The 16,747-nt window shown below is 56.7% G+C and carries 17 protein-coding genes and 1 riboswitch; of the genes, 7 read left to right on the top strand and 10 right to left on the bottom strand.

The window, feature by feature from the left end; all coding sequences use genetic code 11:
- Positions 1-121 precede the first annotated feature (121 nt).
- Together ACFFIY_RS07820 and ACFFIY_RS07815 are read left to right on the top strand one after the other, a co-directional pair.
- A complete protein-coding gene (locus ACFFIY_RS07820) occupies positions 122-1,375 on the top strand; it encodes a dicarboxylate/amino acid:cation symporter (protein WP_354198427.1) in 1,254 nt (417 codons plus the stop codon).
- Positions 1,376-2,010: 635 nt separating this feature from the next.
- A complete protein-coding gene (locus ACFFIY_RS07815; protein ID WP_354198429.1) occupies positions 2,011-2,250 on the top strand; it encodes a hypothetical protein in 240 nt (79 codons plus the stop codon).
- Here the strand turns inward: ACFFIY_RS07815 and ACFFIY_RS07810 are convergent.
- The 10 genes from ACFFIY_RS07810 to ACFFIY_RS07765 form a co-directional block, all read right to left on the bottom strand.
- The gene (locus ACFFIY_RS07810) at positions 2,216-3,283 is read right to left on the bottom strand and encodes a S1C family serine protease (RefSeq protein ID WP_354198431.1); all 1,068 of its coding nucleotides are present in this window, start codon (positions 3,281-3,283) and stop codon (positions 2,216-2,218) included. The two genes, ACFFIY_RS07815 and ACFFIY_RS07810, sit on opposite strands and share 35 nt — an antisense overlap.
- A gap of 78 nt (positions 3,284-3,361) precedes the next feature.
- The gene (locus ACFFIY_RS07805) at positions 3,362-3,580 is read right to left on the bottom strand and encodes a hypothetical protein (RefSeq protein ID WP_354198433.1); all 219 of its coding nucleotides are present in this window, start codon (positions 3,578-3,580) and stop codon (positions 3,362-3,364) included.
- 98 nt (positions 3,581-3,678) lie between these two features.
- Entirely contained in the window at positions 3,679-4,434 is a 756-nt protein-coding gene (locus ACFFIY_RS07800; protein ID WP_354198435.1) for an amino acid ABC transporter ATP-binding protein, read from the bottom strand.
- A gap of 14 nt (positions 4,435-4,448) precedes the next feature.
- Positions 4,449-5,162 carry an amino acid ABC transporter permease gene (locus ACFFIY_RS07795; RefSeq protein WP_354198437.1) on the bottom strand — a complete coding sequence of 238 codons (714 nt, stop codon included), beginning with the start codon at positions 5,160-5,162 and terminating at the stop codon, positions 4,449-4,451.
- 16 nt (positions 5,163-5,178) lie between these two features.
- Positions 5,179-5,889 (bottom strand): amino acid ABC transporter permease, encoded by a 711-nt coding sequence (locus tag ACFFIY_RS07790; RefSeq protein WP_354198439.1) that lies wholly within the window; start codon positions 5,887-5,889, stop codon positions 5,179-5,181.
- 15 nt (positions 5,890-5,904) lie between these two features.
- A complete protein-coding gene (locus ACFFIY_RS07785) occupies positions 5,905-6,753 on the bottom strand; it encodes a transporter substrate-binding domain-containing protein (RefSeq protein ID WP_354198441.1) in 849 nt (282 codons plus the stop codon).
- Positions 6,750-7,967: an acyl-CoA dehydrogenase family protein gene (locus ACFFIY_RS07780; protein ID WP_354198443.1), complete on the bottom strand. Its 1,218-nt coding sequence runs from the start codon at positions 7,965-7,967 to the stop codon at positions 6,750-6,752. Before ACFFIY_RS07780 ends, ACFFIY_RS07785 begins: the two co-directional genes overlap by 4 nt.
- 168 nt (positions 7,968-8,135) lie before the next feature.
- Positions 8,136-9,230, bottom strand: coding sequence for a hypothetical protein (locus ACFFIY_RS07775; RefSeq protein ID WP_354198445.1), 1,095 nt, complete (start codon positions 9,228-9,230; stop codon positions 8,136-8,138).
- A 136-nt stretch (positions 9,231-9,366) separates the two neighbouring features.
- Entirely contained in the window at positions 9,367-10,506 is a 1,140-nt protein-coding gene (locus tag ACFFIY_RS07770; protein WP_354198447.1) for a 5-methyltetrahydropteroyltriglutamate--homocysteine S-methyltransferase, read from the bottom strand.
- 47 nt (positions 10,507-10,553) lie between these two features.
- Complete coding sequence (locus tag ACFFIY_RS07765) at positions 10,554-11,690, bottom strand: methionine biosynthesis PLP-dependent protein (RefSeq protein ID WP_354198449.1); 1,137 nt, start codon at positions 11,688-11,690, stop codon at positions 10,554-10,556.
- 85 nt (positions 11,691-11,775) lie between these two features.
- Positions 11,776-11,885: riboswitch (SAM riboswitch) on the bottom strand.
- Between the two features lie 205 nt (positions 11,886-12,090).
- On the opposite strand from ACFFIY_RS07765, the gene ACFFIY_RS07760 reads away from it, so the two are divergent.
- The 5 genes from ACFFIY_RS07760 (at position 12,091) to nadE (ending at position 16,616) form a co-directional block, all read left to right on the top strand.
- Positions 12,091-12,654 carry an NADPH-dependent FMN reductase gene (locus ACFFIY_RS07760; RefSeq protein ID WP_354198451.1) on the top strand — a complete coding sequence of 188 codons (564 nt, stop codon included), beginning with the start codon at positions 12,091-12,093 and terminating at the stop codon, positions 12,652-12,654.
- 124 nt (positions 12,655-12,778) lie between these two features.
- Complete coding sequence (locus ACFFIY_RS07755; protein ID WP_354198453.1) at positions 12,779-12,979, top strand: hypothetical protein; 201 nt, start codon at positions 12,779-12,781, stop codon at positions 12,977-12,979.
- 467 nt (positions 12,980-13,446) lie between these two features.
- Complete coding sequence (locus ACFFIY_RS07750) at positions 13,447-14,097, top strand: hypothetical protein (RefSeq protein ID WP_354198455.1); 651 nt, start codon at positions 13,447-13,449, stop codon at positions 14,095-14,097.
- A gap of 146 nt (positions 14,098-14,243) precedes the next feature.
- Positions 14,244-15,728: a nicotinate phosphoribosyltransferase gene (locus ACFFIY_RS07745; protein WP_354198457.1), complete on the top strand. Its 1,485-nt coding sequence runs from the start codon at positions 14,244-14,246 to the stop codon at positions 15,726-15,728.
- 60 nt (positions 15,729-15,788) lie between these two features.
- Positions 15,789-16,616, top strand: a complete 828-nt coding sequence (nadE, locus tag ACFFIY_RS07740; protein WP_354198459.1) for an NAD(+) synthase — start codon at positions 15,789-15,791, stop codon at positions 16,614-16,616.
- Positions 16,617-16,747 lie beyond the last annotated feature (131 nt).

Here is a 16,747-nt window from a genome sequence, read left to right as displayed (position 1 = left end):
TAAATAGACAGAAATTTTAATAAACTGTATTGACTTCACTTCAAATCGGGCGATATAATAAAAGAAAGCGTTTTCATTTGCAGGGGTAGATTTGGTGGAAATATAGAATGGAGGGATTGCAATGAAGTTGGCAAGGAACATCCTGATTGCTCTTGTCGCCGGTGTCTTGGTCGGTCTTGTCCTTAATCTATTTGCGCCGGGTCTGTTTGCCAAGGCTGACGTGTTCCTGTTCAAGCCGCTCGGAACCATCTTCCTGAACCTTATGAAGATGCTCGTCGTGCCGGTCGTGTTCATCTCCATTGTCCTTGGAACGGTCGGGATCGGGGACCCGAAAAAGCTCGGCAGGATCGGTGCCAAGACGCTCGGTTATTTCCTGATCACCACGGCCATTGCCATTGTCATTGCGCTCGCATTCGCGCTCGTCGTCAAGCCGGGTTCGGGCGGGGGCTTTGAAACGGAAGGGATTGCGTATGAGGCGAATGAGGCGCCGCCTGTTTCCGATACGCTGCTCGGCATCATTCCGACCAACCCGGTTGGGGCGATGGCCGACGGCAACATGCTGCAGATCATCTTCTTCGCGGCGCTTGTCGGATTCGGCCTGGCGATGCTCGGAGAAAAGACGGACCGCCTGAAGGTTCTGTTTGAACAGGCCGACCGGCTCGTCATGTTCCTGATCACGTTCATCATGGGCTTTGCCCCGTTCGGTGCGTTCGGGCTGATCGCCTCCGCCGTCGGAAGCCAGGGGTTCGATGCCCTGCGTGCGATGGGTCTCTACATGGGGGTCGTGCTCGGAGCGCTCGTCATTCACTCGATCATCGTCTACGGCGGATCGGTCGCCCTGATCGGGAAGCGAAACCCGGTCTGGTTCTTCAAGAACTTCTTCCCAGCACAGGTGGTCGCCTTCAGCACGGCCAGTTCCGCAGCAACTTTGCCGATTTCGCTGAAGACCGCGCAGGAGCGGCTGAAGGTGCCGGAGTCGATCAGCTCATTCACCCAGTCGCTCGGCGCGACGATCAACATGGACGGAACCGCCATCATGCAGGGAGCGGCGGTCGTCTTCATCGCACAGGCATTCGGGATTGAGCTGACGATGGGCCAGCTTGTCACGGTCGTGCTCACGGCTGTTCTCGCCAGCATCGGAACGGCCGCCGTGCCGGGTGCCGGGCTGATCATGCTGGCGATGGTGCTCACGTCGGTCGGTCTGCCGGTTGAAGGAATTGCGCTCGTCCTCGGAGTGGACCGCCTGCTCGACATGGTCCGCACCGCGGTCAACATCACAGGCGACGCAGCCTGCGCAGTCGTCGTCTCCCAGTCGGAGGGTGTCCTCGGCGATCCGGATGCGGAAGCCGCGCCGGCAGAAGTGGAAACGATCTGAACTTAATAAAGCAGGAGAGGAAACGGTTGGTTTCCTCTCCTGCTTTTTTTTATTGCATTTCGCACTTAGGGCGATGGATTCGCACTCAGAGCGGGGGATTCGCACTTAGAGCGTGGGATTCGCACTTAGAGCGTGGGATTCGCACTTAGAGCGTGGGATTCGCACTTAGAGCGTGGGATTCGCACTTAGAGCGATGGTTTCGCACTTAGAGCGTTGGATTCGCACTTAGGGCGTTGGATTCGCACTTAGGGCGTTGGATTCGCACTTAGAGCGTGGGTTTCGCACTTAGGGCGATGGATTCGCACTTAGGGCGTTGGATTCGCACTTAGAGCGCGGGATTCGCACTTAGGGCGAGGGATTCGCACTTAGAGCGTGGGTTTCGCACTTAGAGCGTGGGATTCGCACTTAGGGCGATGGATTCGCACTTAGGGCGATGGATTCGCACTTAGAGCGTGGGTTTCGCACTTAGAGCGTGGGATTCGCACTTAGAGCGGGGGATTCGCACTTAGAGCGATGGTTTCGCACTTAGAGCGATGGTTTCGCACTTAGGGCGTTGGATTCGCACTTAGAGCGTGGGATTCGCACTTTTTTATTTTGCCGGGGTGTTGGCGGAACAATTTCGCGTTTAGGGGCGAATGATCAACCTGACGTTCGATACAATCAACGTTTTCACCGATACCATCAACGTTTCGTTCGATACAATCAACGTTTTCACCGATACCATCAACGTTTTCACCGATACCATCAACGTTTCGTTCAATACAATCAACGTTTCGGACCGGATCGTCAATGTCTGCCGTCAGGCATCATTAACGGCCGTATCCATAAACGGCGCAGGTTTCACTCAGTGCCCTGCAGCCGGTACAGTTCGCTGATTGGCACGAACAGGCCGACTTTTCCTTCCGACTCGTGCTCCAGCGTCGCGAAGATGATGCCGACCACGAGTCCGTCTCGGTCGAGCACCGGGCTGCCGCTGTTGCCCCGGTAGACCGGCGCTTTCATCATAATCACCGGCCGGTCCATTCCTGCCAGTGTGATCGGGCCGATGACTGTTCCCTCATTTGCCACGCCCCGGAAGCTGAGCGGATTGCCGATGAACGTGACCGGATCGCCTTCCATCAAGTCCAACGATTCCGCGAGTTTCAGGGAAGGAAGGCCTTTTTCGCCGGTTTCCAGGACAGCCATGTCCATGTCGGGATACGATTCCGTCACATCTGCCATGAACCGCCGATCATCTGAAAGGACGACCGAGACCCGGTCATACCCCTCGACCACGTGATGGTTCGTCAGAATGGTCCCGCCATCCGAGATGATGAACCCGGTTCCCGATCCGTCGGGGGTCACGACCGATACAACTGACTTTTTCTGAACCTGGACCGTATCCTGTTCCGACAGACGGGAAGATGTCCGGAGAAAATCCACCGCCGCAATCGGATACAGCTCAAGAACGAAGGCGAACGTACTGACGACCATCGCCACGGAAATCATCCAGATCATTGCCTTTGTCCCGAAGGAAGGCTTTTTCGGTACGCTCCGTTCCCGGTATTCCTGCTGGAGTGCCTCACGCTGTGCGGCCAGGACAAGCCGCCGGATTTCTTCATCTTCCGGATCATCGGCTTCTTGCCCGTCCGGTGCGTCCGGCACATCCGGACCGCCGGTGCCCGGCTCGTCTTCGCCGAATTCGTAGTCTCCGTCTTCTTCTATCGGCTCCCTGGATCCTTCGGCGATTGAATCCCAGATCACCCAGTCATCCGGTTCCCAGACATCGTCATACTCATCTTCCCAGAGATCGTCCTCATATGGAGTTTGCTCCCGTGCCGTGTGGCCGTCTCCGTCCGTTCGCTTTTCGTCTTTGGACGAGTCCCCCTGAAAATCGTTGCGTCGATCCACGCCATTCCCCACCCTCATGCAATCTTTCCTCCATTATACATGAGGGGCGCTGATTAAAAAAACGGCCGCCCGGGGGCAGCCGCGTGAGTCAAAGCGCTATCTTCCAAGGGAATGCAGCAGCCTGAACAGCGCTTTGAAAATGATGGCGAGCGCAAACAAAGCGATCGCCACGACAACAAGAATCGCCAGAATCCCGAGCAGGCCTCCGATTGCCAGGACATGCGGCAACAGGAATATGAGCCCGAGCAGGGCGAAGCCGGCGAGGATGGCTGCAAGGTAGAGGCAGACGAGCGGGTTGCAGGAACAGTTTGCCATTATGTTCACCTCCTCCATTTACCATATGCCGTGCCGGCGGAACCGGCGGGGCGAATGGCGGGGAGGTGATAGATTTGAAAGGGGACTGTCCGGGTTCGTCAGATCGAGTAGTTGTATTCCTCCGGCAGCACCCGGCGCAGGAACTGCCGCGTTCGCTCCTCCTTCGGCCGTCCGAAGATATCCTCCGGTGTGCCGGATTCGACGACGACCCCGCCGTCCATGAAGACGACCCGGCTGGCGACTTCTTTTGCAAACTGCATTTCATGCGTGACGACAAGCATTGTCGTGCCGTCCGCGGCGATCTGGCGCATCACTCCCAGCACTTCTCCGACCAGTTCGGGATCAAGCGCGGACGTCGGTTCATCAAACAAAATCACTTCCGGATCGAGCGCGAGCGCACGGGCGATGCCGACCCGCTGCTGCTGGCCGCCGGAAAGCTGGACGGGATAAGCGTCCAGTTTGTCGGAAAGCCCGACTTTGTCGAGTGCCCGGCGCGCCTTCTCCCGTGCCGCCTCTTTCGGGATTCTCCGGCCGGTGACAAGACCCTCCATCACATTCTCCAGCGCGGTTTTGTTGTTGAACAGGTTGTAGTTCTGGAAGACGAACGCAGTTTTCTGACGGACGGCATGGACTTCTTTCTTTGTGGCATTGCGAAGATCCACTTCAAGAGAAGACAAGCGCGCCGAACCCGCATCCGCCCGCTCCAGGAAATTCAGGCAGCGGAGCAGCGTTGTCTTGCCGGAGCCGCTCGGGCCGAGGATGACGACGACATCCCCCTTGCTGATGGTGAGATCGACGCCTTTCAGGACCTCGAGCGGGCCGAATGACTTCCGGACTTCTTTGAATTCAAGCATCGGATTGCCCCTTTTCAAGCATGCCGCACCATGAAGCGCGAAGCACGCTGTTCGTATTTCTTGAATGCAAACTCCACGAGCATGCAGAGAATCAGGTACACGAGGAAAATGTCGATGTATGCTTCGATGTAATTGTATCCGGCGTTCGCCGCGACTTTCGCCTTCAGGGTGATTTCCTGGAGGGAGAGCGCATAGCCGAGCGACGTGGCCTTGATCAGGTTGACCGTGGCGGTCGCCAAATTCGGAAGCGCCGACACGAGTGCCTGCGGAACGATGATCCGGCGGAACGCCTGGAATCCCGTCAGGCCGACCGACCAAGCCGCCTCGAGCTGGCCGCGATCGACCGTGGCCAGTGCCGAGCGGAACACTTCCGACAAGATGGCCGTCGTGCTGAACGTGAACACAATAAAGGCATACCAGATCGGATTGATCTCATACACATTCGCCCGGATGCCGTACTTCTCGAAGAAAGCGGTCAGGAAAAGCGGGACGCTGGCATACGTGATGAAGATCTGCACGATGATCGGCGTTCCCCGGACGAACGAGACATACACTTTTGCCAATTCACGCAGAACCGGGATTTCACGGATCCTCGAAAGGGCCAGAAGGAATCCGGCCGGAACCGACAAGAGGAGCGCCACGGCCGTGACGGCAAGCGTCACCGGCACACCGGACAGCGCGGTGAAAAACGTTTCGATCAGGAAGGGGATGTTCAGGCTCTGCTGCATTTTCCGGCACCTCCTTTCAAGCGGCCTTCACGGTGCGCCGCCCCTTGCCGAGCCGCTTTTCGAGGAAACCGAAAAACTGCCCGATCAAGATCGACAACACCCAGTAAAGGAGCGCCAGGGCGATAAACACTTCCAGGGCGTGGGCGTTGAAATTTGCCGCCACGATCAGATTGGCCTTGCCGACGATATCGATCAGGCCGATCGTATAGGCGAGCGCCCCTTCCTGAAGAAGGGCGATGAGCCCGTTTGCGAAATTCGGAAGCGCCACCACTGCGGCCTGCGGCAACACAATCCGCCGGTAGGCCTGCAATGGGCTCAGCCCGACGCTCACCGCCGCCTCATACTGCCCGCGGTTGATCGCCAAAATCGCCGAGCGGGCCACTTCCGACAGGATCGCGGCGAACTGCAGGGTGAACGTGATGACGACGAAAACCGCGGTATGGACATCGTGCAGGTTGAGCCCGAACTGCCCGGCGAGAAACGGCACGCCGTAATAGACAAGGAACAGAAGGACGATCGACGGCGTGCACCGCATGATCGTCGTGTATCCGTCGGCCAGTCTGCGGGCGGTCCCGCTTTGGCCGAGCTTCGCTGCGGCGAGAAGCAGTCCGGCCGCGGTGCCGAACAGGACCGACAGGCCGGCGACGAGAAACGTCACACCGAGGAACGGAAGCAACTGGGGAAACGAACTCCAGATATATGAAGCGTCAAAATACTTTTCAATCATCTGCCGGGCCGCCCGTTACCGCTCGGCGCTTTCCAGCACGTCAAACAAGTTGCGCCCGTAGAATTTCTCGCTCAGTTCCTCCAGCTTTTTGTCTTTCTTCAGCTGCTCGATTGCCCCGTCATAGGCTGCGGCGAGGTCTTTTTCGTTCCGGTTGAACAGCGGCCATGTTTTGATCACGGCGAATTCGTTGTAGACCACTTCGTCTTTCAAGTGGTGATACGGCCCGTCTTCCGCCGTCACCTGCTTTTCAAACGGCCCCTCGATCATGACGCCGCCGTCGACCCGTCCTTCATTGACCCATTGGACGACGTCGACCGTGAACGAATCCCCGGCCTTCAGCTTCACCTGGTTGTCCGGGTGGGCCAGGTTGTATTCCTCGATGACGGTGTACTGTGCGTTATTCGCCGCAATCGGGGCGAGCGAGTAGCCGGCAGAGGCGAAGTCTTCGAGAGACTTGATCGCTTCATCCTCTTTTCGGAGGACGAGCCCCGCGCTGCTCAGCCCGAGAAACTGTTCGGGATAAAGGAACTTTTTCGTCCTCTCTTCCGTCCAGAACGCGTTTTTCACCCCCGCCTGGAATTTGCCCTGTTCGACGCCGATGAGGAGGTCGTCGCTTGTCGTGCCGACGAATTCAAACTCGTATTCGGGCAGTGCTTCATCCACGAGTTTCATCACTTCCACGTCATAGCCGGTCGGATTCCCGTTTTCATCAAGCCACGACATCGGCTTGGAAGACTGGTCGTACGCGATTTTCACTTTCCGGACGCCGTCCTCATCCGCCGCTTTTCCCGCTCCGCAACCCGCAAGCAGAAGCGCCGCTGACGCTCCGAGCATGAACACTTTTAAACGTTTGCCGAATTTCATTTCATTTCCCCCCTGATTGGATTTGCTTTTTGGCGGTGGCCGTTTTGGACAGAATTTCGCCGGCGGACAGATTCGATGGCGGACTCTGCAAGCGCGCGGATGGTGATGTCATCCGCCGGCGGATTGTGGAGGCCGGCACGGACATTCCGGTACAGCCGCTGGAGCGGATTTGTGCGTTGCAGGCTTTTGGCGCCGGCAATCCGCATTGCCTTGTCAACGATGGAAACAGCGGCGTTCGTCACGGCCGTCTTCGCCGCGGGTACTTCATTTGTCAGGAACGGACGGCGATCCGGATTGTCCCAGGCTTGCGCAACGCTGTAAATCAAATGGCGGGCCTGTGTGAGTTCCAACTCAATCTCCCCGATGAGCGAGCGGACATTCGGCAGTTCGCTGATCGGCCCCTTGATGCTGTTCGGCGAGTGTTGATCGGCAAATGAAATCGCATAGTCCCGTGCCGCCTGGGCAATTCCCAGATAAGTGGCCGGAATATGGAGAAGCCAGCCGTCAAACTTCGGACCGCCGGAAGATTTTCCGGGCAGCTCCACCAGCGCCTCTTCACCGACACGGACATTGTCGAGCACCAGGTCATGGCTCCCGGTCCCTCTCATCGAAATCACATCCCAGGTTTCTTCGACCTGCAGGCCGTCCAGGTCTTTATGCAACAGGAAAAACCCGATCTGCTCCTGATCCTCCACCCATGCCGATGTGATGAAATAAGTCAAGGTAGGGGAGCCGGTCGTGAAGGCCTTCCGTCCGTTCAGAAGATAGGAGCCTCCGTCACGAACAGCGGTCGTTCCCGGCCGACCGCCGCGGGAAGGACTGCCGGTGACCGCTTCGCTGACCGAACGGTTGACGAGCGCCCCTCCGAGCAGTTCATCTGCAAAAAAACGAAGCATTTCCGGTGTCCAGTCCCGCTTCTCGAAAATACTGCCGGCAATGCCCAGGTTCCAGCCGATGGAAAGAGCCACATTTTCATCGTACTTGGCGATCGTTTCCTGAAACAGCACCATTTCGTACACGCCAATCCCGGTACCGCCGAACGCTTCCGGAACGGCGAGCGCCGTGTAGCCGGAAGCGGCCAGTTCTCGAATCTGCTTTTCCGGATATTCTCCGTCTTCATCGCGCTGCTGGGCATTTTCGGCAAACTGTCGGCCGAGTGTTTCCAGCCGCTCCGCCCACTGTCTCTGTTGCTCTGTTTGAATCCATAAATTCACGCTGAACGCCTCCTCCGATAATGTATAATATTAAATGTTAAGTGGAATAGTCGGGATTTGAGCCAAATAATTTTTCGGGCCTGTGATCAAGGGCCCGAAAAAAATCGTTCAACCACGATTGTCCATACTATAATGATGCATGCATGAAAAGTCAATATGATTTTCATCTTAAGCATTCAGCCGGCGTTTTTCCTCCCACCTGGCATAAAGGACGCCTGCTCCCGCGATCAGTTTGCCGGCAGCATAAGACAGCAAGATCCAAACGGTTGTCAGGATGGCGGAAAACCGGACGCTTTCCATGAAATCCGGATGAACCGGGTGGGACCGGGCGGCAATCCAGCCGGCAAAAAGCCAGATGGCAACAATGACGGCTGCCTGGATGATCAGACGAACCAGGTAAGCCCGTTTTCGAATATGGAAAAAGAAGAACAGGGGGACCAGGAACAGAAGGACGTAGTTATATTCATCATCGGAGACGAACATCCCGTTCTCGATTTCCCAGCCCGGCATGCTCCGGACGAGCCCGATCAGCATGATCGAGAGGCAGACCATCAGGACCGCAACCCCGCTCAGGTCGAAAATCCACACATACCGCTTGCGTTCTTCTCCCGGCATGAGAAGCCTCGGCGTCGGCGGCCCGAACAGCGTGATCCGCCCGGGGACAAACGGCAGCAAAAGAGGCTCGCCGGTGAGAATCTCCCGATATTCATGCTCATCCAGCACCGGACCCAGGGCGTAGTCCGGATAATGTGCAATGTTGAAATACCCGGTCTTTACGGGGATGCCCGGCGGAAACTGTTCGTATAATTTCCAAAAATCTTCCGGGCGTTTTTCGGTGATGGAAAGCAACCGCCGTTCACCGTCCTCCCTCCACTCGGCAACCAGCCGCGGGTACTCTGCATAGAAAGGGGTTTTCCCCGCCATGAACCGCTGGGCGTGGGGCAGGATATAAAGACTGGTCATCCGGCTGAAGGGAATTTCTTCTTTCCCCGCATCACCGGTTTTAGGCAGTGCCCATTCATGGACGATTCCGGACCCGGTCACCTGCACGATATCTTCCCGGCGGGGAACCCGGATGGAAATTCGGAGCACCCACCAGCCGAGCGGCAACAGAAAGGCCGTGATGGCGAGCAAGAAGAGAGCGACGGCCCACTCGCCGAGAATCAGGGTATAAATGACGCCGGCAGCTGTGAGCAGAGCTCCCGCAAGAGGCAGTGCGGACAAAAAGACGCTCAGCATCTTCAAGGGCCAATTCAGTTTCACCCGATATGTTTTTGAGGCCATGGAGTTCACTCCTTCCGCTTTTTATACGGAAGTGGCCGTCCGGCGGTTTCTGGTACGGAAGTCCCGTTCGGGCATTGAAAGAGAAACGCACGGATGCCCGGCCTGGTTCTTCAGTTCATCTGGCGCCCGGTCCCCAGATGTCTTCGGCGATGCTCACCACATGCCGGATTTTCGCCCATTGCTCTTCTTCCGTCAGGTTGTTGCCTTCCTCTGTGGAAGCAAAACCGCACTGCGGACTGAGGGCTAGCTGCTCAAGCGGAAGGTAGCGGGCCGCTTCCAGGATCCGTGCCTTGATCACCTTTTCATCTTCCAACTCCGGGCGCTTTGTCGTGATGAGTCCGAGAACGACAGTCAGGTCCGGCCGGTTCACGAAGCGGAGCGGCTCGAATCCTCCCGAGCGCTCATCGTCAAATTCCAGAAACAGTCCGTCAACCTGAAGTTCTCCGAAAATCACTTTTGCTGCCTGCTCGTAGCCGCCGCTTGTGAAGTAATGCGAGCGGAAGTTGCCCCGGCAGATGTGCATCATCACAAGCAGATCGTCCGGCCGGCCGTCAATGACGCCGTTGATCGCCTCCGCAAACCGGTGGATGAGTGCATCCGGATCGGACCCGCCTTCCCGGATCCGGTTTCTCTCTTCATCGGTAAAGAACGAAGTCCACGCCGTATCATCGATTTGGAGATAGCGGCATCCGGCATCGTACAAATCCCGGATCAGCGCCCGGTAGGCCGGAATCAAGTCGGCATATACATCTTCCGGCCTGTCGTAGGCAGCGGTCTCAAACCGGGCGCGGGCAACCACGAGGTTCGGGCTCGGAATGGTGAATTTTACGGCAGTGTCTTCTCCTGCAATTTCTTTTAGTGACTTGAAATGGCCGATGAACGGATGACTCCCGCTGTAGCCCACTTTGCCTGTTACTTTGATACCGCCGGGCCGGACCTCGACGCCCTGGAATTTCCGGGTTCCTTCCGGCTGTTGATACAGTTCAATGCCGTCCAGCCCCGCCAGAAAGTCAAGGTGCCACCAGCTGCGGCGGAATTCCCCGTCTGTGACTCCCTGAATGCCGTTTTCTTTTTGGGCCTTTACGAGACGCCGGATTTCCTCGTCTTCGATGCGGGTCAGTTCCTCGCGGGAAAGGTCTCCGTCCCCGAACCGGAGCCGTGCTTCTTTCAGCCGGGCGGGACGGAGGAAACTGCCGACGTGATCTGCTTTGAACGGTGCGCGGACGCGCGGTGTGGTTTCTGTGCGGATGGTCATTGATATTCCTTCTTTCTAATTTTATGGAGTGGTTATAAATGGAGTGTTCAAGCCTGCCCTGCCGAGCCTGCCGCCAGGGAGGAACGTGCCAGTTCGAAAGCTTGTTCTAAATCGCCGATGAGGTCCTGTGCGTCTTCGATGCCGACCGACAGCCGGAGCAGGGAATCATCGATGCCGCGTTTGGTCCGCTCTTCAAGCGGGATGTCGGCGTGGGTCTGGGTCGACGGATACGTGATGAAGCTCTCCACGCCGCCGAGGCTTTCCGCGAACGCGATCAGCTCCAGTTTCTCAAGCAGCGGGGCGACGAGCGCCGGATTGTCGACGCGGAAGGACAGCATGCCGCCCTTGCCGGGATAAAGCACGTCTGCCACAGACGGTTCGGACTGCAGCCATTGAGCGATGTCCTTCGCGTTTGCCTCATGCTGCTTCATCCGCAGCGGGAGCGTCTTCAGCCCGCGGATGACAAGCCACGAATCAAACGGAGACAGCACGGCGCCTTCCGCATTGTGCTGGGCTGAGAGACGCTCGCAAAGATCCTCGCCTTTTGCAACGACGAGCCCTGCGAGTACATCGTTGTGGCCGCCGAGGTATTTCGTCGCGCTGTGGATGATGATATGGGCCCCGAGCTCGATCGGCCGCTGGAGAATCGGCGTGTAGAATGTGTTGTCGACGATGAGGAGCAACCCGTGTTTCTTGGCGAGTTCGCCGTAAGCGGGGATGTCGATCTCCTGAAGAAGCGGGTTTGTCGGAGATTCGATGAACAGCGCTTTTGTCCCGCCGGTGATCGCCTGTTCCACTTCGGCAAGGTCGCCAAACGGCAGATAGTCGACGGGCACCCCGTACTGCCTGCGGTAATGCTCAAACAGGCGATACGTTCCGCCGTACAGGTCTTCCGGCGCGAGGATGCCGTCACCCGGCCGGAACAGGGACAAAACGAGCCCGATGGCCGCCATGCCGGAAGAACAGGCGAACGCAGCGTCGCCGCTCTCCAGCTCTGCGAACCCTTCTTCAAGAAGTGCGCGCGTCGGATTCTTCGTTCGGGAATAATCATAGCCCGTGGACCGGCCGAGCCCGGGGTGTTCATAGGCGGTCGACAAGTGGATCGGGGGATTCACTGCGCCGGTGAGCGGATCGTTCCGGTTGCCGAGCTGGGCGAGCAGCGTGGAAATGCTTTTCTTTGTCATGGTTCTTCGTTCCTTTCTCTTTTGGGAAAATGAAAACCGGACCCTCCAATGAAGAAGAAGGCCCGGCAAATGATGCGGAATCGTCTTCTCATCTTCCGGATCCTCCGTGTGGAATCCGCTGGAATTAGCACCTTCGCCGACAGGCAGGTTGCTGAGACATCGCAGGGCCAGTCCCTCCGTCTCTCTTGATAAGAATCGCTGATGAAGTTGTAAGTGGAATAGTTCGAAAAATTCGATAAACCAACCTTACCACCTTTCGGGGGCGGAAACAAGCTATTTCCTTTAGGTTTTCTCTGTAATCGTTTACAAGGCGGATACCTTGGCTTCAAGGCATATTACAGGCGGAATGGGGCAAAATCCTGTTATGATGGAGAAGAAATAAACTTAAGGAGTTTTCCATATGCCGATTAAAGTAAAAGCCATCATCGGGAGCACCAGCTCCACTTCCTATAACTTGAAAGTCGTCGAATTCATGCGCAAGCGCTACGCCGGCAAGCTGGAGATCACCCCGGTCTTCATCAATGCACTCGAGCCGTTTGCCATCGACATCGAAAACGACCCGACGCCGAACGTGCTGGACTTCAAAGCGGAGGTCGCCGATTCCGACGCCGTCTTGTTCGCCGTTCCGGAATACAACTTCTCCATTCCGGGAACGCTGAAAAATGCGATCGACTGGATGTCCCGCGGCGAACTCGTCCTGCAGGGCAAGCCGACATTCATCATCGGCGCCTCGATGGGCAACCTCGGCTCAGTCCGAGCCCAGCAACATCTGCGCGAAATCCTGTCGAACCCGAACCTTGCACCGGCGATCCTTCCTCAAAACGAAGTGTACATCGGAGCGGTCCATGCGAAACTGGACGCAGACGGCACCCTCACCGACGAAGCGACGGTCGCTTTCCTGGACCGCGTCGTCGACAACTTCATCAAGTTCTACGAAAAAGAAACGGCTTCCGCCAACCAATAAAATCCGTCCCGCAGCTCCCGAATGGAGCGGGCGGGATTTTTTGTGCGCGGGGAGCCGCTGTTTTTTTGATTGTCCGGGTTTCGGTTCGGGTAAAGTAAACGAGACGAGGAAGGGGTGATCCGCAATGAAAAAGGACAATCAGCAAGAAAACAGACCGGAAAAAGATGAAGTGAAACGGTCCGACGATCCCGAAAAGCTGGCGCTCGGCCCCGACGGCGACAACCAGTTCACCGGCATGCCGGACGGCCAGATGCCCGACTTCGAACCGGAACAAAGCGGCAAAGGGCAGATGAAGCAGGCGGAGGAAAGCACGGAGGACAAATAACAGCGCGAGCAGCCCCTTCACGGAATGCGGAAATCCCCGTTTTCCGTGGAGGGGCTTTTTTCATTTGAATTTTTGCCCGAACTGTACGACTCGGGGGCGGACCCGTACGACTCAAGGTTGAATCCGTACGACTCGGAGGCGGACCCGTACGACTCAAGGCCCGATGCGTACGATTCATCTTTTATGTGGTTACCATGCAGGTCCTGCCGGAAAGATTCTTAACCTCACCCACCGCCCTGTCCCGGTTCTACCATCCCGGCCGGGCGATTAGACCCAGGGCGGGCGGACTGTCCCCATTTTTATCCCAAACCGCACAGCGGCGCTCCTGCCGGCTGTGCGGTTTTCTATTTATCCGAGATTCAGGGCGAAACAACCGGCGGGCACCGGTAGATTCGCCCGTGCACAAATGGTTCCCCTGAATAGATTGATAGAGCAAGGCCAATAAGCAGTGAAAGGAGGTGATAGAAATGATGAAAAGATCTCAAAGAACAATGCCGACTGGCATGACCCAAGCAGAGCTTGGAGAAAAAATCAGCAACGCCATAAACATGGCACAGTCGATGGGCAATCGGAATGCGGAAGTCCGCGGTCTTCAGAACCTGCAGAATCAGATGTCGATCATCGATCCGAACCGGGTAGTCGTTGATTTGGCGACGATTGTTCTGCCGAATGATTCACTGCTCGAGTTCCCTCCATTGTACGCAGAAGTAAGAAACGATCCATTCTTCCTCCGATGCTGCGAAGGAGAGACGGAAGACCCGGTTCCGGGCATTCCTTCCTCCCCGTGCGGTTGCGGACCGGTAGATCCAGTGAACGGTATGGAAATCCGTGTAACCGGCCACATCAACTGGCATCTCTGCTTTGAACTCGAGACGTTCTTCAACAACGGAGCGAACAACTGTGGTGCTAGTGTACCGCTTGCCATCACGGCAACCGGCACGACCTGTGTGGATCAGCAACTCTGCGTTGATTCCGGGCTTAATACATGCCCGGACTTCTGCAACGAGAACACAGTCTCCTTCGCAATTGGATGCTCTTTCTGTGAAATTGACACCAAGCTGTCTGTGACCTACTATGTCGTTCACCTGCTTCCGCCATGTGAAACAACAATGCCTTGACGGGTATTAAGGGCCCTGTGCATCGCACGGGGTCTTTTTCGGGTTCTGATGACAAATTCGTTCGCAGGGTTGTCTTCAGAGCGGACGGGGTAAGTGAAGGATAGTGTATACTAATCGCAAACATGTTTCGGAAGAAGGGATTTTTCATGTCGACGAAGTACGCAGATGACAGCCTGATGCTCCATACCGACTTGTATCAGATCAACATGGCGGAGTCCTACTGGGCGGACGGCATCCATGAGCGGAAGGCGGTGTTCGATCTTTATTTCCGCAAGCTGCCGTTCGGGAACGGGTATGCGATTTTCGCGGGGCTTGAGCGCGTGCTTGATTACTTGAGGAGTTTCCGGTTCACGGAGAGTGATATCGGCTATCTGCGGGACGAGCTCGGGTTCCGGGAGGATTTCCTGTCTTATCTGGCGGAGCTCCGGTTTACGGGAGATGTGTACTCGATGACGGAAGGCGAGGTCGTGTTCGGCAATGAGCCGCTCATCCGGGTGGAGGCGCCGCTCATTCAGGCGCAGCTGATCGAAACCGCGCTGCTCAACATCATCAACTACCAAACCCTCATCGCCACGAAGGCGAGCCGGATCAAACAAGTCGTCAAAAACGATGTCGTCATGGAATTCGGCTCCCGCCGTGCCCAGGAGATGGACGCGGCCATCTGGGGCGCGCGTGCGGCGGTCATCGGCGGGGTGGAGGCGACGAGCAACGTCCGGGCGGGGAAACTATTCGGCATTCCGGTTGCCGGCACGCATGCCCACTCGATGGTGCAGGCTTATGAAAGCGAGTATGAGGCATTCCATGCGTATGCCCGCCGGCACAAGGACTGTGTGTTCCTTGTGGATACGTACGATACGCTGAAGATCGGCGTGCCGACGGCGATCCGCGTGGCGAAAGAGCTCGGCGACAAGATCAATTTCCACGGCATCCGTCTCGACAGCGGGGACATCGCTTATCTGTCAAAGGAATCAAGGCGGATGCTCGATGAAGCCGGTTTCCCGGATGCAAAGATCATCGTGTCGAACGACCTGGATGAATACACGATCATGAACCTGCACCTGCAGGGGGCGAAGGTCGACCAGTGGGGAATCGGGACGAAGCTCATCACCGCGTACGACCAGCCGGCACTCGGGGCGGTTTACAAACTGGTGTCCGTGGAAAACTCAATGGGTGAGATGGAAGACCGGATCAAGATCTCCTCCAGCGCCGAAAAAGTGACAACGCCGGGGATTAAGAAAGTATACCGGATCATTGACCGGGAAAACGGCAAGTCGGAAGGGGACTACATCACCCTTGCAGACGAAGAGCCGGAAAAAGAAAAGCGTCTCAAGATGTTCCACCCCGTTCACACGTTCATCTCGAAATTCGTGACGAATTTCGATGCGGTCAACCTGCATACAAAGGTTGTCGAAGACGGAGAGGTCATCTACACGCTGCCGACGCTCGATGAAATCGTCGATTTTTCCCATGAACGGCTCAGCCTGTTCTGGGACGAGTACAAGCGCTCCCTCAATCCCGAGGAATATCCGGTTGACCTGAGCCAGAAGTGCTGGGACAACAAGATGCGCAACATCCACGAAGTCCGCGAACGCATCCATGATTTTGAACTCCACGAGAAAGAGCTGGACTGACAGACAGGGCCCTTGCGGAAACTTCAACCGGGGCGTGAGAACAAGAAGGAGGAACTGCCGATGACGTTGCAGCAAGAGATTATCCAAGAACTGAAAGTGAAGCCGGAGATCGACCCGGCTCATGAAATCCGTGTGTCCGTCGACTTTATGAAAGCCTATGCCCGCCGGCACCCGTTCCTTGAAGGGTTCGTGCTGGGGATTTCCGGCGGCCAGGATTCGACGCTCGCCGGCAAGCTCGCACAAATCGCCGTCGATGAACTGAATGCGGAAGACGGCGGAGAGCGGTACAAATTCCACGCCGTCCGACTGCCGTACGGCGTGCAGTTCGACGAATCGGATGTCGATGACGCCCTCGACTTCATCTCGCCGTCCGTCACTTACCGGGTGAACATCAAGGGAGCGGTCGACGCGAGCGCGGCGGCGCTGGCGGAAGCCGGTGTCGTCCTCACCGACTACGTCAAAGGAAACGAAAAGGCCCGGGAACGGATGAAGGTGCAGTACTCGATCGCCGCTATGAAAAATGCGGTCGTCATCGGAACCGACCAGGCGGCCGAGGCGCTGACCGGCTTCTATACGAAATTCGGCGACGGCGGTGCGGACATCATGCCGCTCTTCCGGCTCAACAAGCGCCAGGGCAAGATGATGCTGAAAGAACTCGGCTGTCCGGAGCACCTGTACACAAAAGTGCCGACCGCTGATCTGGAAGAAGACAAGCCGGCACTGCCGGACGAAGTGGCGCTCGGCGTCACCTATGACGACGTCGACGATTTCCTGGAGGGAAAGGAAGTTTCGGCAGAAGCCCAAAAGAAACTCGAAGACCTCTACTTGAGATCCCGCCACAAGCGGCACCTGCCGATCAATGTGTATGATGACTTTTGGAAAAAATGACGGATGAAAAAGGCTGGCCCCAAGAGGTCGCTGAATAAGAGCCGACACTCACATTGTGTCGGCTCAGACTGTAGACAAAGTGAGCCTAATGCTCCTTTGGCTACAGTTTTTCTTTTTCCTGAACATCCTTC

The organism is Bhargavaea ullalensis, assembly GCF_042432615.1.
In the GTDB taxonomy this organism is placed as follows: Bacteria; Bacillota; Bacilli; order Bacillales_A; family Planococcaceae; genus Bhargavaea; species Bhargavaea ullalensis.
Note: the sequence above shows the minus strand (reverse complement) of the source record. Positions and strands in the feature narration are given on the sequence as shown.

What these genes read in the sequence shown, in the direction of transcription:
- ACFFIY_RS07820 (WP_354198427.1), top strand. Translation starts at nt 122, where the DNA reads ATGAAGTTGGCAAGGAACATCCTGATTGCTCTTGTCGCCGGTGTCTTG.
- ACFFIY_RS07815 (WP_354198429.1), top strand. Translation starts at nt 2,011, where the DNA reads ATGATCAACCTGACGTTCGATACAATCAACGTTTTCACCGATACCATC.
- ACFFIY_RS07810 (WP_354198431.1), bottom strand. Translation starts at nt 3,283, where the DNA reads ATGAGGGTGGGGAATGGCGTGGATCGACGCAACGATTTTCAGGGGGAC.
- ACFFIY_RS07805 (WP_354198433.1), bottom strand. Translation starts at nt 3,580, where the DNA reads ATGGCAAACTGTTCCTGCAACCCGCTCGTCTGCCTCTACCTTGCAGCC.
- ACFFIY_RS07800 (WP_354198435.1), bottom strand. Translation starts at nt 4,434, where the DNA reads ATGCTTGAATTCAAAGAAGTCCGGAAGTCATTCGGCCCGCTCGAGGTC.
- ACFFIY_RS07795 (WP_354198437.1), bottom strand. Translation starts at nt 5,162, where the DNA reads ATGCAGCAGAGCCTGAACATCCCCTTCCTGATCGAAACGTTTTTCACC.
- ACFFIY_RS07790 (WP_354198439.1), bottom strand. Translation starts at nt 5,889, where the DNA reads ATGATTGAAAAGTATTTTGACGCTTCATATATCTGGAGTTCGTTTCCC.
- ACFFIY_RS07785 (WP_354198441.1), bottom strand. Translation starts at nt 6,753, where the DNA reads ATGAAATTCGGCAAACGTTTAAAAGTGTTCATGCTCGGAGCGTCAGCG.
- ACFFIY_RS07770 (WP_354198447.1), bottom strand. Translation starts at nt 10,506, where the DNA reads ATGACCATCCGCACAGAAACCACACCGCGCGTCCGCGCACCGTTCAAA.
- ACFFIY_RS07765 (WP_354198449.1), bottom strand. Translation starts at nt 11,690, where the DNA reads ATGACAAAGAAAAGCATTTCCACGCTGCTCGCCCAGCTCGGCAACCGG.
- ACFFIY_RS07760 (WP_354198451.1), top strand. Translation starts at nt 12,091, where the DNA reads ATGCCGATTAAAGTAAAAGCCATCATCGGGAGCACCAGCTCCACTTCC.
- ACFFIY_RS07755 (WP_354198453.1), top strand. Translation starts at nt 12,779, where the DNA reads ATGAAAAAGGACAATCAGCAAGAAAACAGACCGGAAAAAGATGAAGTG.
- ACFFIY_RS07750 (WP_354198455.1), top strand. Translation starts at nt 13,447, where the DNA reads ATGATGAAAAGATCTCAAAGAACAATGCCGACTGGCATGACCCAAGCA.
- ACFFIY_RS07745 (WP_354198457.1), top strand. Translation starts at nt 14,244, where the DNA reads ATGTCGACGAAGTACGCAGATGACAGCCTGATGCTCCATACCGACTTG.
- nadE (WP_354198459.1), top strand. Translation starts at nt 15,789, where the DNA reads ATGACGTTGCAGCAAGAGATTATCCAAGAACTGAAAGTGAAGCCGGAG.